The organism is Tenacibaculum aquaeponti, assembly GCF_052084715.1.
Classification (GTDB): domain Bacteria; phylum Bacteroidota; class Bacteroidia; order Flavobacteriales; family Flavobacteriaceae; genus Polaribacter.
The window spans coordinates 94866-111615 of record NZ_CP197288.1 but is presented as its reverse complement, the minus strand read 5'-3'; the positions used below and the strand labels follow the sequence as shown (position 1 = coordinate 111615).

The following is a 16750-nucleotide window of genomic DNA, read 5'->3' as shown; positions in this document are numbered from 1 at the left end:
TATTATTGCTTGTAGGCTTTTTTTACTCGTTTTAAAACTCTTTTATTAATTTTTACTTTATTGGATGCTTTTAAATTATTAATCCAAATATCCTCTAAATGATTTTGATAATCACTTATTACTTCTCCTTTAACCTTCTCTATATCTTCACTTTTATAATTTGCTTTATTTTCATTAAAAAAAGTTAATAAACCTTTATCTTCCTTTTGAGATTTATTCCAAACTTTTAATTGCATTAAATCAAACAATAACAAACCATCTTTGTATTCTTGAAGCGTGTTTTTATATTCAGGAAATATATTTTCTAAATTATTCTTATAATAATTTAAAATTTCTCTATCTTTAAATTTAGACCATAAATTGTCTACAGAAAGATATTTCTTATTTTTTGCAAAATCTAAAAAATCATTTAATTTGATTTTTTTATTTTGAATAGTATATACAACTGAAATAGAATCTTCTTTTGTTAATTTTTCTTCTTTTATTAATTTCTCTATTAACAAACTTTTTTCAGATGGTTTATAATCTTTATTTAACTTTTTAATTAAACGTTGAGTTGATAAATTACCTCTGTTACTTGTTCTTATTTTTCGTTTTAAATCCTCTTCAATTTCTTCAAAAGACTGAACAGGATATTTTTTAAGCAACTTTACAATATGCCATCCAAAACGGGTTTGAAAAGGTTTACTTATTTCATTCTCCTTATTTAATTCCATTACGGCATTTTCAAAAGGTAAAACCATTCTACCAGAACCAAATCTTGGTAACTTGCCTCCATAGTTTGCAGAACCTTTATCTTCAGAATACTTCTTCGCTAAATTTTCAAAATTAGCTCCTTCTAGTATTTGCTGATAAATAGAATCAACTTTAGCTTTTCCTTTAGCTTCTATATCACGTATTAAAATATGTGCCGCTTCAACCTCTCCTCTTGATTTTCTTTTATCAGTAACTTTTAAAATATGGTATCCAAATCTTGTCCCAAAAGGTTTAGAAATTTCACCTACTTTTGTTTTATAGGCTGCATCTTCAAACTGATATACCATTCTAAAAGCAGAAAAATAACCTAAATCTCCTCCATTAATTTTTGCTGATGGATCACTAGAAACTTCTTTTGCTACTTTTTCAAAAGCTTCTCCATTTACAATCCTTTTTCTAATTTCTTCTAGTTTTTTCTTTAAAGAAATAGAATCTTTTTTACTACTTTTTTTAGGGTAAGCTAATAATATATGGCTAACTCTTACTTCTTCAATAGTTCTTTCATAAGCTTCTTTTACCATTTTTTTCTTGAATTCATCATCATGAAGATAAGGCGTCATTAATTGATTTTTATATGAATTCAATTCATTTTTATAAGTCTTAGAAGTATCTAATTTTAACTTATAAGCATCAATTAATTTCAGCTTATAGTTAATAAAAAGATCTAAATTCTTATCTACATCTTTTTCTTCTTCTTTTATTTGATCTAAATTCTTCTCATAAACTCTTTTAAACTCAGAAACATAGACTGGTTTATCATTTATAGTTAAAAGAACTTCATCTTTTTGTGCAAAAAGAAAACAAGAAATAAAAAGTGAAATTATAGTAATAAGAGTCGTTTTCATAAGGTTTTATAATGATATAATGCCTTCTATTTTTTCGGCTTGTTGATAATAAGAGATTACTTCATCTGCGTTAGAAACGTTCAAGTGAATAGATACACTCGTATACTTTCCAGATCTAGATTTCCTAGTATTAATTACAGCGCCCCCTTTGTTAAAAATATCTTGAACTTGTTCCACCTTATCATCTTCACTAGGAACTATAAATTTATATAAATATTTAGTAGGAAATTTAGTCGTTTCGTTTAATTTTTCTTTCAAATTTGCATAAAATGCTTCTCTATCAGACATAGTTTAATTACATAAATTAATTTAAGCTTGTGTTCAAGCTACACCTTCATTATAAAAATTGAACACAAAATTACACTATTTATTATATTTAACTTACGAATCTAGTATTTTTGCGTCATGCAACAAAAAATTGTTTTTATTGGCGGACCAGGCACAGGAAAATCTTCAGTTTTAAGATACTTAAAAAGAAGAGGTTACAAATGTATGCCTGAAGTTTCTAGAGAAGTAACTAGAGAAGCACAAGAACAAGGTATCGATCAACTTTTTCTTACAGATCCTCTTTTATTTAGTTATAAATTACTTGAAGGTAGAGAAAAACAATACATAAATGCAGATAAATCTAGCAAAGAAATTGTTTTTTTTGATAGAGGAATTCCTAGTGTTCATGCTTATTTACAATATTTTAATACTGAAGTACCCGAAGTTTTTTTAGAAAAAAGCAAAAAATACAGATACACCAAAATATTTCAATTCTTACCTTGGAAAGATATTTACAAATCTGACAATGAACGTTACGAGACTTTTGAACAAGCTGAAAAAATTAGTAAGTTTTTAAATAAAGCGTATTCGGATTTAGGTTATGAAATTATTAATGTTCCTTTTGATAGTGTTAGAAACAGATGCTTCTTTATCTTGAATAATATTTAAATCGTGAATAGCCCAGTAGATATATTAAAAAGATATTGGGGTTTTGATACATTTAGAACACAACAATTAGAAATAATTGAATCTGTTTTAAATGATAAAGATACAATAGCTTTACTTCCAACTGGTGGAGGAAAATCAATATGTTATCAAATTCCTGCGCTTATAAAAGAAGGAATTTGTGTTGTAGTTTCTCCTCTTATTGCGTTAATTAACGATCAAATTAATAGTTTAGATGCAAAAGGGATTAAAGCTTTTCATATTCCTGCTGGAAGTTCTCAAGATGAAGTCGTTCGTATTTTTGATAATCTTAAATTTGGAAATTATAAATTTTTATACTTATCTCCAGAACGAATTCAATCTAAATTCATTCAAGAAAAAATAAAACAATTACCAATTTCTTTTTTCGCTATTGATGAAGCTCACTGTATTTCTGAATGGGGACATGATTTTAGACCATCGTACGCAGAATTATCTATTTTAAAAGAACTAAAAAACGATACGCCGATTATAGCTTTAACTGCTACAGCTACCAAAAAAGTTTTAGTAGATATAGATAGTACGTTACAGTTAAAAGAACCTATTCTTTTTAAAAAGTCATTTTATAAACCAAACTTAAGCTATCGTATTTTAAAGAGTGAAGATAAATTATACAGACTCAAAGAAATATTTACCAAAATAAAATCTCCTGCAATAGTTTATGTGAGTTCTAGAAAAAAAACTGTAGAAATTTCAAACTTTTTAAATGCAAATGGTTTTAAATCTGCTTCATATCATGCTGGTTTATCAGCTATAGAAAAAGAAGTAGCTTATAAAGGTTGGATGACTAACAGAACTCCTATTATGGTAGCCACAAATGCCTTTGGTATGGGAATAGATCGTCCGGATGTTAAAGTTGTTATACATTATAATATTCCTAGTTCTATAGAAAACTATGTACAAGAAGCCGGTAGAGCTGGAAGGAATAGTGACAATTCGTATGCTATAACATTAACGAATGAAAGTGATATAAAACTTACTTTAAATCTTTTTGAAAGTTCTCAACCTACTCTAAAAGAAATAAAATTTACTCACGCTAAATTATATCAGTACTATCAAATCGCAAAAGGAGAATTGGTAGAAACAGGCTTCGATTTTAATATTTTAGAATTCTGTAATGTATATAACTTACCTACCAGAAAAGTATTTAACATCCTTCAAATATTGAATAACTTTGGGATTATTGAGTTAAATCATTTTAGTCAGAAGAAATCTACATTACAATTTTTAATTCATCATAATCAATTAAATTCTTATAAGTCTGCTAATGGTAAGAAAATTAAGTTTATTGATACACTTTTACGAATGTATGGTGGATTATTTGAACAAGAAGTACAAATAAATGAATTCACTATTGGAAAACTTGTAGGAATTACTTCTACGAGAGTTATTGATATTCTCAATGAATTACATATAGATCAAATTATTAATTATAAAAAATCTTCAAAAAACAGTACTTTATATTTTTTACATCCAAGAGAAGATGATTTAACAATAAATAGGTCATCCAAGAAAATTACCCAGCTATTAAGTTATAAGCATGAAAAAATTAAAAACCTAATTCAATTTATTGAAAATGATACTGTTTGTAGAAGTGTTCAACTCCTCTCCTATTTTGGAGAAGAAAATCCTAAAGTATGTAACACATGCGATGTTTGTTTAAGAAAAGAAAAAATTATTGATGTCTCATCTCAAATATTAAATCTTATTAAAGAACGAACAGAAATATCTTCAAGAGAAATCTGTCAAATATTAAATTATAAAGAAAGAGACATTTTAATACATTTGCGAAAATTACTTGCGGAAGAAAAAATTAAAGTAACAAATTATAACACGTATTTACTTGTATAAATGAAAGATTTAAGAATTGTTTTTATGGGAACTCCAGATTTTGCAGTTACCATTTTAAAAAAACTTGTAGAGCAAAACTACACTATTATTGGAGTAATTACAGCTCCTGATAAACCTGCTGGTAGAGGAAGAAAACTTAACGAGTCTGCAGTAAAAAAATATGCAGTTTCTCAAAACCTTAAAGTTTTACAACCAAAAAACTTAAAAGCTGATTCATTTGTTCAAGAATTAAGTGATTTAAATGCCGATTTACAAATTGTAGTCGCGTTTAGAATGTTACCCACTGTGGTTTGGAAAATGCCAAAATATGGTACATTTAATTTACATGCATCTTTACTACCTGAATACAGAGGTGCAGCTCCAATTAATTGGGCTATAATAAATGGTGAAACCAAAACAGGTGTGACTACTTTCTTTATTGATGATAAAATTGATACAGGAGAAATTATTTTACAAAAAGAAATTGATATTACTCCCAATGAAATCGTTGGTGAACTACATGACAAATTAATGTATTTAGGCGCCGATTTAGTTGTAGAAACTGTCGACTTAATTGCTTCGGAAAATGTAACAACAACAAAACAGCCTGAACTAGAAGAAAAAGCTGCACCTAAATTATTTCCTCACAATTGTAAAATAGATTGGTCTAAATCTTTAAACGAAATCTATAATCATATTCGTGGATTAAATCCATACCCTGCAGCTTGGACTACAATAATAAATGGTGAAGATGAGATTTCCGCAAAAATTTATGGAGTTTCAAAGCAAAAAGAGAATCATAATATTGAAATAGGCACAATATTAACAACCAAGAAAGAAATAAAAGTAGCGGTTAAAGATGGCTTCTTAATTATTAATGAAATAAAAATTTCTGGTAAGAAAAAACTAGATGCTGCTAGTTTATTAAATGGATTTACATTTATTGATAAAGCTAAGGCGCTGTAACCCTTTATTCATAAGGGATACAGCGTATTTTAACTTTTTTTCCTTATGGTTATTAACAAATCAAGGGTTTTTATTAACAAAATCTTGGTTTTTTAGAGCTGTAACTTGCACAATACCCCATTAAATCTATATTTGTTAAGCGTTAAAGCAAAAAATTTATTAATTAATTTTAAAATCTACAAATTATGAACAAGTCTGAGTTAATCGACGCAATGGCTGCTGATGCAGGAATTTCTAAAGCTGCTGCTAAAGCTGCATTAGATTCTTTAACTAACAATGTAACTAGCGCTTTAAAGAAAGGTGATAAAGTAGCTTTAGTTGGTTGGGGAACTTGGTCAGTTTCTCAAAGAGCTGCAAGAAGCGGAAGAAACCCTCAAACTGGAAAAGAAATTCAAATCGCTGCTAAGAATGTTGTAAAATTTAAAGCAGGTGCTGGTTTAAGTGATTCTGTAAACTAATAATCAAGCACTAAACAAGTATACAGGCGTCCAATTTTATATTGGACGTTTTTTTTGTAACATATTAAAAGAGTTATTGTCTTTAGAATAAATAAGTAAACTATTTAAATCATGAGAACAATTACAACATTACTACTACTTTTTACAAGTTCTTTATTAATCGCACAAAAAACTGTAAATGCAACAGAAATTTTAAAGACTATAGAAAAAGAAGAAAATATAACTATTTCTAACGCTACCATAGTAGGGGTTTTAGATTTAACCTATATGAATAAAGCTTTACCAAATCTACCCAAAAGAAAGAGATGGTGGAATAATGGTGGTTCAAATACTATTGAAAAACAAATTGTAAGTAAAATTTCATTTATTAATTGTGTTTTTGAGGATGATGTTTTGGCATACATACCTCATGAAGATAGCGGATATACGTTTGTTGCTAATTTTGAAGATGATGTAACATTTAGAAATTGTACCTTCGAAGGAAAATCGATGTTCAAATACTCTGACTTCGAATACAATACAGATTTCAGTGGCTCTAAATTTTTAGAAGATACTACTTTCAAATATGCCTCTTTTGATAAAGATATTAGCTTTAAAAACACAAACTTTGATGAACCAGCTACTTTTAAATATGCAAAATTTAGAAAATTTGTAAGTTTTGCTAATTCAATTTTTCAAGAAACAACAACATTTAAGTATACAGAATTTAACGGAGGGGTTTCTTTTAATAATGTAAAATTCGAAGAAGATTTAAATATCAAGTACATGGAAGTATCTGGAGAGTTTGATATAAAAAATATGATTGTGAATTACGATATTGATTCTAAATACACTAAAATAAATGGCAGAAGTTTTAACAGCTATTTATTCAAGAAATAAATAAGTAAACCATTTTACCTAAAACAAAGAAGTTTAGCTCTCGCTAAACTTCTTTGTTTTTTTACTTCCTTCATAAAGCTCATACTTTACAAATCGACAATCTAAATCACCGTTTTTAATAGGTAATCTTTTAGATGTTCTTAACCCTACAAACTTTAAAGCATTAAAATCAGAAGTAATTAACCAAGCAGTAGAATTAGGATATCCATGTTTTAAAGTATCACCAATGCTTCTGTAAAATTCTTCAATATTAATATTTAAACGCTCACCATAAGGTGGATTAAACAATATTGTAGTTTTACCAAATACTTCTTTTTTAGAATTAAAGAAGTTCACATGATGAACTCCCACAAACTCTTCTAAATTAGCATTAATTATATTTTGCTTTGCTTTCTTTACAGCAGAAGGAGCTTTATCAAACCCCATAATTTTAAAATGTGCATTACGAATTTTCTTCAATAAAGAATCTTGAATTATAAAGTATAAATCCTCATCGTAATCCTTCCAATTTTCAAAAGCAAAATGTTTTCTATTGATATTTGCAGGAATATTATTTGCAATCATGGCTGCTTCTATCAATAAAGTTCCAGAACCACACATCGGATCTATAAAGTTTTCTTCTCCTTTATATCCAGAAAGCAAAATTAATCCAGCTGCTAAAACCTCATTAATTGGCGCTATATTAGTTGCACTTCTGTATCCTCTTTTATGTAACGATTCACCTGAACTATCTAAAGAAATTGTTAACCATTCTTTATGAATATGAATATGAATCTTTACATCTGGGTATTTTAAATCTACATTCGGTCTTTTTTGATACTTATGCATAAAATAATCTGCAATAGCATCTTTAGATTTTAATGATATATAATGAGAATTAGATGTAAAATTTCTAGAATAAACAACAGCATCTATAGCAAAAGTACCATCTACATCTAGTAAACGTTCCCATTTAACACGTTGAATTGCTTCATATAAATCTTCTTCATCAAAAACTTTACTACGTTTAATAGGTTTTAAAATTCTAATTGCTGTTCTTAATGCAATATTTGCTTTATATAAAAAACCTTTATCTCCTCTAAAATGTACACTTCTAATTGCTTCTTTTACCTCTCTAGCACCTAGTTTTCTTAGCTCATCGGCCAAAACACCTTCTAGCCCAGAAATGGTTGTCGCAACCATTTTAAAATCTTTATCCATCTACGCTGTCTTAGATTGCAAAAATACATTTTAATTATTGTGTTTTTAGATAATAATTCAGGAAAGAAAAATGTAAGTTTTCATTACTTTTGCGTCCATATTATTTATGAAGACAAAAGATTGGTTCAGTTCATGGTTTGACACACCATATTATCATACATTATACAAGCACAGAAATGATGAAGATGCGCAAGTATTTATGAAAAATATTACAGCGCATTTACAGTTACCTGCTTCTGCTCATATAGCAGACTTACCTTGTGGAAAAGGAAGGCACTCAATTTTTTTAAATTCTTTAGGATATAAAGTAACCGGAGGTGATTTAAGTAAAAACAGCATTGATTACGCAAAAAAATTTGAAAATGACACTTTAAGCTTTGAAGTTTGGGATATGCGTAAAATGCTTGAAAATAAATACGATGCTATTTTTAATCTATTTACAAGTTTTGGTTATTTTGATGATGATAAAGAAGATCTTCAGGTTTTAAAAGCAATGAAATCTGGATTAAAAAAAGATGGAGTTTTAGTTTTGGACTTTTTAAATGTTATTAGAACAGAACAATTACTTGTAAAACAAGAAATAAAAACTATTGACAATATCGAATTTCATATAAAACGTGAAATTAAAGACGGATTTATCTTTAAGCATATTAATTTTAAAGCTGATAGCAAAAAACATTCATATACAGAAAAAGTTAAATTCTTAAGTTTTGATAAAATGAAAAGGTACTTTGATACTGTGGGATTAGAAATTATTGATACTTTTGGCGATTACAATTTAAACCCTTTTGAGGAACAAAATTCTAATCGATTAATTTTAGTAGCTAAATGAGTTATTTACTCTTAATTGGAGCTGTTTTATTTGGAGGTATATTTGTACTTTATAAAAAACCTAACAAACTATACACTAGATTATTACTAGCTTTCAGTGGTTCATATTTATTATCTGTAACCATTTTACATTTACTTCCTGAGGTATACACGAATACTCAAGACGAGCACCGATTACACACTTTCGGTATTTTAATTTTAATAGGAATCCTAATCCAGTCTATTTTAGAATCTTTCTCTAAAGGAGCAGAACATGGACATGTGCATTTACACTCTAACTCTAACACTTTTCCATGGTTACTTTTTATCAGTTTATCATTACATGCTTTTTCAGAAGGCTTACCTATTCATAATTCAAATGATAATTTACTATGGGCTATAGTTGTTCATAAAATACCTATTGCCATAATTTTAACTACTTTCTTTTTACATTCTAAGTTTTCAAAATTAAAAACTTTCTTCTTCCTTTTCTTATTTAGCCTCATGAGTCCTATTGGTTATTATTTAGGAGAAACCATAAACTGGATACAACATTATCATCAAGAAATTACCTCGTTAATTATAGGTGTATTTTTACATATTTCTACAATTATTTTATTTGAAAGCTCTGAAAATCACAAATTCAATCTTCAAAAATTCACAGCTATTTTATTAGGTATTATACTGACTATTTTTACTTTACACTAGTTTTTTTTAATATTTTAGTTGGATAAAAATTAAAATATGAAAAAAACACTACTCCTAACTCTATTTTTATTTGCATTAGTTTTTACTAGTTATATTGATATTTCAGATGAGAATATAGAAGTGAACAATCTCAATCTCCCCTTTGATCCAATGGTTCCTGAATCTAAAGATGGAAGTATAAATATTGACCACTAAACGTAATTTTACTTAAAAATAAGTAAAAAAATATACCTATTTATAGGTATATAATAGGTATTTAAAAGAAACTAATTTTGAAAAATCAACGAATCAAACAATGAAGTTAGAATGTCTAGTTCTATTATTAAATTAACATATTTAACATTTGTATTATTTTATTTTCATACTTTTTCTCAAGAAAAATATACAATAAAAGATCTTCAGAAAAATTTTTCTTATGAAGAATTAAAGAAGATTTTATACCATCGAAAAGATTCTATAATACCATTAAATGATTCTTTAAAATCTTTAATCATAAAAGATAAATACTCTGAAATTGCTAATTTAATATCATTTGACAAAATTAAACAAGCTATATCTATTTACGATTACGATAATAGATTAGACATAGAAGATGTTATTTACTCTAAGGTAAAACAAAATGCGCAAGGTGTTGGAATTTTAGTAAACTATGAAGATTTTAATGATAATTATGAAGGCTTCTTAAAATTTAAAAAAGAAAATGATTCTTTATTAAAAACTGCTCCGTTTATATTTAAAATGAATAAAAAATATATTTTAAATACTAAAACATTACAGAGGAGATATTATAATCTTTGTAATTCTATTAGATTTATAAAACAACCTTCTCTTACAAACTCCTGTACTTCTTTTGCTATTTCTGATAAATATATTTTAACAGCGGCTCATTGTGTTAAAGATAAAAACCTGAGTAAAATGCGAATAGCTTTTAACTACATTAAAACAGGAGATAACTACGGAAAGACTATTAATAAAAATGATATTTATCGTATAAAATTAATTCATATAGGAAAACTAGGAGAAGATTATGCTGTTTTAAAAATTAAAGGTCTTTGGAAAAAGTTACCGCAAAAACGTCATTTAAAATTCAATCTTGAATATGATTATAACACAGATGAAAACCTATATTTACTTGGACATCCATTAGGATTACCTATGAAATTTAGTGATGATGCTAAACTAAAAAATAAAATTGGAAATTATTTCATTGCCAAAATTGATGCTCACAGTGGAAATTCTGGATCACCAGTTTTTAATCAAAAAAATGAAGTTATAGGCATATTATCTGGAGGAAGCTCTGTAATTTTTAGAATAAGCGAAAGAAGAAATTGTAAAACATGGGGAATATGTAATTATAGTTTATGTGAAGGCGAAAAAATTTTTAAAATAGGACGATTAAGGGAATTATTAACTAAATTAAACATAAAACAATGAGAAATCTTTATAAACATTTATTAAAAATCTTTTTCTACTCAACAACTATTATTATATTAATGAACTGCTCATGTTTAAAATGTGAAAATACAGAAGGCAGAATGGATAAAGATGGTTCAAATGATTTTAGCTTAAAGTTTAATACAAATAAGAAAGATCAATATCAAATGATTCATGTTGATTTAACACATGACTTTGTCTTATTAGCTAAACCAGATTCAAATATTAATGATAAATCTAAAATTAGATTATTAGCTCGTTTAGCAGAAATTAAAAATTGCGAAAAATATTCTTTAGTTAGCGCAGAATATTTAAGAGCCTGTCCAAATGAAGATCAAGTAATTACACATCACATAAAATTTAGATTAAAAGAAATAAAGAAAGGTAAAGATAAAAGAGTAACCGAACTACCTATTAAAAAAGTTTTTGATTTTAAGAAAAATGAAAATTTAGACATACATATTTTCTATAACAACGAAGCAGATTCAATAAAAACAGGAATGCCAGATAAAAATTGCAAAATTTATAAACCAGTAATTGATGAGAGAATATGTAAATCTGTAATGATAACAAATAATTAATTGAAAAAAATCATATTCATAATACTCATCAAAAGTTGCTTTGTTTACACTCAAAGTTTTAATAAACTTTTAGATAAACTAAACAATAATGATATTGTTTTTATAAAAGATAGTTCATCACACTTCTCCGATGAACTATCTTCTATTGAGTTTAATTATATCGATTTTCAGAAGAAACTTAAATCTAAAGGAAAAATAGATACCTTATTCTTAAAAAAAACTAATAATAAAGAAGGAGAATTAGTACTAAAAAATATAATTTTAGGTGATTTTTATTTAAATTCAATAATATCTCAAGACAGTCTTTCTTTTGATAAGTATAATTTAGCTTTAAATAAAGCAATTACTCTTAATAATTCAGTACTAATTTCTGAAAGTGTAAAAAAAATATTATTTCAACTTTTTAAAAATAGAAAAAACTTAAATCTGCTTCCTAAATATTTAAAGATCTACAGAAAAAACTTATTAAATGTAAATGATAGTGCTACCTATAATTATTTTAAAATTATACATGAATTTAATAAAGATAGCATACAAAAAAGTTTAACTAATTTTAAAATAAATATAAAAACAGCTTTAAAAACTAAAAACAAAATTTTAATCTGTAAGTATTATCAATTTATTGGAATATTATATTTCAGATTATTAAATAAAAAAAAGGAGTTAGAAAATTATCAAACAGCTTTAAAATATATTGAAAATGAAAATTCATATATCTTCAACATTGAAAAATTTGGTTTATACGTTAATATAGCTTCTTCTTTATATGATCAAAAAAAGATTAAACAGGCTTTAATATTTTATGATAAAGCAAGTAAAATTAAAATTCCTTCTTACAGGTTAATTGAAAAAGTCAAATTCAATGATCTGCTGGCTAAAAATTACTTTAAAATTAAAGATTATAAAAGTGCCTTTACCTATTTAAAAAAAGCAAACTCTCACAAAGAAAAACTAAATGAATATAAAAAAGACATTGATTTAAATGATATTGACGTCAAATACAAAACTTTAGAAAAAGAAAAAGAGTTAATTAAGGCCAAACAAAAAAGTCTAATCAGTGAACAAAAGAGAAAAGAAACTTTGGGTTTATTTTACGGGTCATTAATCTTTCTTTTGTTAGGCGGAATTATAGCATATTTAAACCTAAAAAACTCTAGAAAAAAACGCTTATTGGCAGAACAACAAAAAGAATTAGAAAAACAGAAAAACCTCACACTACTTAAAGAACAAGAAATTAACACCATCAATGCAATGGTTACTGGACAAGAAAAAGAACGCGTTCGTATAGCTGAAGATTTACACGACAATATTGGTAGTGTTCTGGCTACTTTAAAACTTCATTTTGAAAACTTAAAACTAAATAGAGAAAAAAAACATTTCAATCAAGATGAATTGTATGAAAAAACTGAAAAATTAATTGATGAAACTTATCTAAAAGTCAGAAGTATAGCTCATGCTAAAAATGCAGGCGTAATTGCTAATCAAGGTTTATTAGTAGCTATAAAAATTATGGCTGAAAAAATTTCTGCTGCAAATCAATTAAAAATTGAAATTATAGATTTTGGCTTAGAGCAACGATTAAATACAAATACAGAACTTACTTTATTTAGAATTATACAAGAACTTACAACAAACATTATTAAACATGCAGAGGCTAGTGAAGCAACCATAAATATTTCTCAGTTTAATGATGCTTTAAATATCATAATTGAAGATAATGGAAAAGGATTTGATCCTAAAAAAATTAAAGCTAAAACAGGAATGGGATTACATTCTATTCAAAAAAGAATAGAACATTTAGAAGGAACTTTTCAAATAGATTCTTCTTCAAAAAGCGGTACTTCAATTATAATGAATATCCCTGTTTAAATACCTAGCAGTAAGTAATTCAATACTATTACGGTTTATTATATTTGAGTAAAACAAATCTGAAAAACATGACAACAATCGTTATTGCAGAAGATCATCAAATGTTGATTGATGGAGTGAAGTCTTTTTTTGAATATGATGAAGAAGTCAAAATAATTGGCAGTGTAAACAATGGTGAAGAACTTATTAGACTTGTAGAATTAAAACAACCGAAGTTAGTTATTACTGATATTAGAATGCCTAAAATGGATGGTATTGCTGCTACAAAAATTATAAAATCTAGATTTAAACATATTAAAGTTTTGGCTTTAACTATGTTTGATCAACCTGATGCTATAAAACAAATGTTAGATGCCGGTGCTTCAGGATATTTATTAAAAAACTCTGGAATAAAAATGTTATCAAAAGCTATTAAAGTTATAGCTGAAGGCAATACTTTTTTTGATCCTAACGTAGCTTTTAATTTTATGAATGATTACATCGATAAAAATGTAACTATTGGTAAATCAGATAAAATTGTTTTATCTAATAGAGAAAAAGAAATTTTACAACATATTGCTAATGGTAAAACATCTAAGCAAATTGCTGAAGATCTTTTTATCGCTAAAACAACTGTTGATACACACAGAAAAAACATGATTCGAAAATTAAATTTAAATAGCGGAAATGAATTGGTAAAGTATGCTATCGATAAGAAATATCAATTTTAACTACTCTTCTACTTCTAACTTTTTTAAATTTTTTTTACGCTTAAATTTCATAACTTAGTCTGATCAATCAAGTATCTTACTATGTTAAAACGTCTGTGTTTTTTTTTAACACTAACATTTTTTGTTTATGCCTGTACTCCTAAAAAAAATAAATCAGAAGTACTAAACGAAATTAAACATCTTCATAAAAAGGCTTTTAAAAACAGAGATTCTACTTTAATAAAGTTAAATAAAGTTAGCAGTTTAATTAAGCTTTATCCCTTTATTAGTGATTCTGTTCAAGCTAAGAATAATTACATGCTGGCTAATTATTATCGATTCAAAAAATCTCATGACTCCGCTGCCATATATTTTCACAAAGCCAAAGATTTTGTAAAAGATAGTATTAAAAACAGACTTGAATTAAAATATTTTTTTAATTGTTGGAAGTTTCATAATGAACAAGGAAACTATGGAGATTGTTTTACTGTAATAAATGATTATAAAAAATTAGTACGAAATGAAGATTCATATTACCAGTACATGCTTGAAAACACTTACAAAAGTAATGGTAATATTAAACAAGCTCTAAAACATAATAAACTTCAAATAAAGGCAAAATTACAAGAAGAAAATAACAGAAATGATATTAGCGAAGATTTTATCATTCAAGCTCAATATGAGTTCAAATTAAACAATAAAAATAGAGCTTTTTTTTTACTAGATAGTATTTCTAAACTTGAAAACAAACTGAATACGAACACTAAACATAATTTATTTAGAGAACTTGGTATTCATAAATTTTACGAGAAAGATTACGCTAATTCAGTAAAATATTATTTAAAAGCTTTGTATTTTTTATCAAAAAGCACAAATAATATAAATTCAAAAAATGAAATTGCAGGATTACATAAAAATATTTCAGAAAGTTATATTCATTTAAAAAAACTTCAAAAGGCTAAAAAACATCTAGATTCGGCTAAAAACTTAATAGATAACAACATAAAATCTACAACTATTCGTAGCATTTTACAAACACAACTTCACCTTTCATTTTTAACAGATAAAAATATCGATCAAGTAAACATAAACTTAGATAGCTTATACAGCTATCAAAAAAATAAGTATAATAAAAAAATTGAAAATGAACTTATTGAACTAAAAAAAGCGTCTGAAAGAGAAAAGAAAATTATTGCAGAAAAAAAAGAACTAGAAATAAAAAATTTAAAAAGATTATATGGTTTAATGGTACTTGTGGTAATTTTTATTACTTCTGGATATTTATTTTACAAGCAACGTAAATACAAATTTGAAAAGCAAAATTTACAAATGCAACAACGCCTATTGAGATTACAAATGAATCCACATTTTACATTCAATACATTATACGCTATTCAAAACAAAATAGAAGAAACGCCTAAATTAGCAACCAAATATCTTTTAAAATTTTCTCGTTTACTAAGATTAATTCTTGAAAATTCAACACAAAACTATATTCAGTTAAATGAAGAAATAGAAGCTTTACAAAAATTTATAGAATTACAACAATTGCGTTTTCCTGAAACCTTTAATTTTCAACTTAATTTAATAAATTTAGAACAAGATGATTTAATCTTCATTCCACCAATGTTAATTCAACCTTTTATTGAAAACAGTATAGATCATGGTTTATCAGATATAAATTATCTGGGAAGAGTTACATTACATTTAGCTCGTAAAAATGAAACTTTGTTATGTACAATTGAAGATAACGGAAATGGATTATCTGACTATAAAAAAAACTCAAAAATATCTTCAACAAAACTTATAGATAGTTATTTAAAGAAGGTTATAAAAAAAGGAGTTACAATCAAAAATAAATCAAAAGAATCAGGTGTTCTAGTAACATTTGAAATACCATACAAACTCTCAGATAATGATTAAAGCAATAATAATTGATGATGAAGAACATGTAAGAGTCGATATTAACAAAAAGATACAACAAAACTTCTATAATAAAATTAACGTTACAGGCGAAGCATCTAATGTTGATGATGCAGTTTTAATTATAGAAAAAGAAAAACCAGATTTACTATTTCTTGATGTTAATTTAGGACAACAAACTGCTTTTAATATTTTAAATCAATTAGCCTACAAAGATTTTGAAATCATTTTTATTACGGGTTATGATAAACATGCCATTAAAGCTATAAAAGTTGGAGCCTTAGATTATATATTAAAACCTATAGATGATGAAGAATTTGTAAAAGCAGTAGAACGAGCAATACTACAAAACACCAGAACAAATGAATTAGAGAAATCTATTGAAGTTACTAATGATTTTTTTAATGAAATTAGCACAAATAAACGTATAGTTTTAAAAACTGCCGATACAGTATTTGCCATTCATGAAGATGATATATTATATTGTAAATCTGATGGTAATTACACTACTTTTTACACAGCAATTACAGATAAAATTGTAATTACAAAATCTGCTAAAAAAGTAGAAGAATTGTTATCTGAACAAAAATTTATTCGTTGCCATCAATCTTATTTGGTAAATAAAAAACATGTAATTAAATATAATAAAAAAGGGTTTTTAGTACTTAAAAACGAAATAAAAATCCCAGTTTCATCCAGAAGAAAAGATTATACACTTGACAAAATATTTTAATCACATTTGAAAAACACAACAACAAATTTGAAAATTATAAATACCTATTTAAAATTGATATTTTAATCAAAATCTGTAATTCGTAATTTGTCAGATC

Annotated in this window: 17 protein-coding genes; 14 read left to right on the top strand and 3 right to left on the bottom strand. The window is 26.3% G+C overall.

The window, feature by feature from the left end:
• Positions 1-2: 2 nt before the first annotated feature.
• Together ACSIGC_RS00555 and ACSIGC_RS00550 are read right to left on the bottom strand one after the other, a co-directional pair.
• Positions 3-1601, bottom strand: a complete 1599-nt coding sequence (locus ACSIGC_RS00555) for a peptidylprolyl isomerase (protein WP_442266237.1) — start codon at positions 1599-1601, stop codon at positions 3-5.
• A 6-nt stretch (positions 1602-1607) separates the two neighbouring features.
• Entirely contained in the window at positions 1608-1889 is a 282-nt protein-coding gene (locus ACSIGC_RS00550) for a DUF493 family protein (protein ID WP_442266236.1), read from the bottom strand.
• Positions 1890-2006: 117 nt separating this feature from the next.
• Between ACSIGC_RS00550 and ACSIGC_RS00545 the strand changes: the two genes are divergently transcribed.
• From ACSIGC_RS00545 to ACSIGC_RS00525, 5 genes are all read left to right on the top strand, one after another.
• Positions 2007-2537, top strand: a complete 531-nt coding sequence (locus tag ACSIGC_RS00545) for an AAA family ATPase (protein ID WP_442266235.1) — start codon at positions 2007-2009, stop codon at positions 2535-2537.
• A gap of 3 nt (positions 2538-2540) precedes the next feature.
• Positions 2541-4424 carry a RecQ family ATP-dependent DNA helicase gene (locus tag ACSIGC_RS00540; RefSeq protein WP_442266234.1) on the top strand — a complete coding sequence of 628 codons (1884 nt, stop codon included), beginning with the start codon at positions 2541-2543 and terminating at the stop codon, positions 4422-4424.
• Complete coding sequence (gene fmt / locus ACSIGC_RS00535; protein WP_442266233.1) at positions 4425-5369, top strand: methionyl-tRNA formyltransferase; 945 nt, start codon at positions 4425-4427, stop codon at positions 5367-5369.
• Positions 5370-5554: 185 nt separating this feature from the next.
• Positions 5555-5827 carry an HU family DNA-binding protein gene (locus tag ACSIGC_RS00530; protein WP_095071568.1) on the top strand — a complete coding sequence of 91 codons (273 nt, stop codon included), beginning with the start codon at positions 5555-5557 and terminating at the stop codon, positions 5825-5827.
• 111 nt (positions 5828-5938) lie between these two features.
• Positions 5939-6706, top strand: a complete 768-nt coding sequence (locus ACSIGC_RS00525) for a pentapeptide repeat-containing protein (protein WP_442266232.1) — start codon at positions 5939-5941, stop codon at positions 6704-6706.
• Between the two features lie 33 nt (positions 6707-6739).
• Here the strand turns inward: ACSIGC_RS00525 and ACSIGC_RS00520 are convergent, their stop codons facing one another.
• Positions 6740-7906, bottom strand: a complete 1167-nt coding sequence (locus ACSIGC_RS00520) for a THUMP domain-containing class I SAM-dependent RNA methyltransferase (protein ID WP_442266231.1) — start codon at positions 7904-7906, stop codon at positions 6740-6742.
• Between the two features lie 106 nt (positions 7907-8012).
• On the opposite strand from ACSIGC_RS00520, the gene ACSIGC_RS00515 reads away from it, so the two are divergent.
• From ACSIGC_RS00515 to ACSIGC_RS00475, 9 genes are all read left to right on the top strand, one after another.
• Complete coding sequence (locus ACSIGC_RS00515; RefSeq protein ID WP_442266230.1) at positions 8013-8738, top strand: SAM-dependent methyltransferase; 726 nt, start codon at positions 8013-8015, stop codon at positions 8736-8738.
• Complete coding sequence (locus ACSIGC_RS00510; RefSeq protein WP_442266229.1) at positions 8735-9424, top strand: ZIP family metal transporter; 690 nt, start codon at positions 8735-8737, stop codon at positions 9422-9424. The genes ACSIGC_RS00515 and ACSIGC_RS00510 overlap by 4 nt, the downstream gene beginning before the upstream one ends.
• Before the next feature lie 36 nt (positions 9425-9460).
• Positions 9461-9619: a hypothetical protein gene (locus ACSIGC_RS00505; RefSeq protein ID WP_442266228.1), complete on the top strand. Its 159-nt coding sequence runs from the start codon at positions 9461-9463 to the stop codon at positions 9617-9619.
• Positions 9620-9730: 111 nt separating this feature from the next.
• Complete coding sequence (locus tag ACSIGC_RS00500) at positions 9731-10858, top strand: trypsin-like serine peptidase (RefSeq protein ID WP_442266227.1); 1128 nt, start codon at positions 9731-9733, stop codon at positions 10856-10858.
• Positions 10855-11439 carry a hypothetical protein gene (locus ACSIGC_RS00495; protein ID WP_442266226.1) on the top strand — a complete coding sequence of 195 codons (585 nt, stop codon included), beginning with the start codon at positions 10855-10857 and terminating at the stop codon, positions 11437-11439. The genes ACSIGC_RS00500 and ACSIGC_RS00495 overlap by 4 nt, the downstream gene beginning before the upstream one ends.
• On the top strand, positions 11440-13308 hold the full coding sequence (locus ACSIGC_RS00490; RefSeq protein WP_442266225.1) for an ATP-binding protein: 1869 nt from the start codon (positions 11440-11442) through the stop codon (positions 13306-13308).
• Positions 13309-13376: 68 nt separating this feature from the next.
• Positions 13377-14018 (top strand): response regulator, encoded by a 642-nt coding sequence (locus ACSIGC_RS00485; RefSeq protein ID WP_442266224.1) that lies wholly within the window; start codon positions 13377-13379, stop codon positions 14016-14018.
• Between the two features lie 297 nt (positions 14019-14315).
• The gene (locus ACSIGC_RS00480) at positions 14316-15920 is read left to right on the top strand and encodes a sensor histidine kinase (RefSeq protein ID WP_442266223.1); all 1605 of its coding nucleotides are present in this window, start codon (positions 14316-14318) and stop codon (positions 15918-15920) included.
• Complete coding sequence (locus tag ACSIGC_RS00475) at positions 15913-16653, top strand: LytR/AlgR family response regulator transcription factor (protein WP_442266222.1); 741 nt, start codon at positions 15913-15915, stop codon at positions 16651-16653. Before ACSIGC_RS00480 ends, ACSIGC_RS00475 begins: the two co-directional genes overlap by 8 nt.
• Positions 16654-16750: the final 97 nt, after the last annotated feature.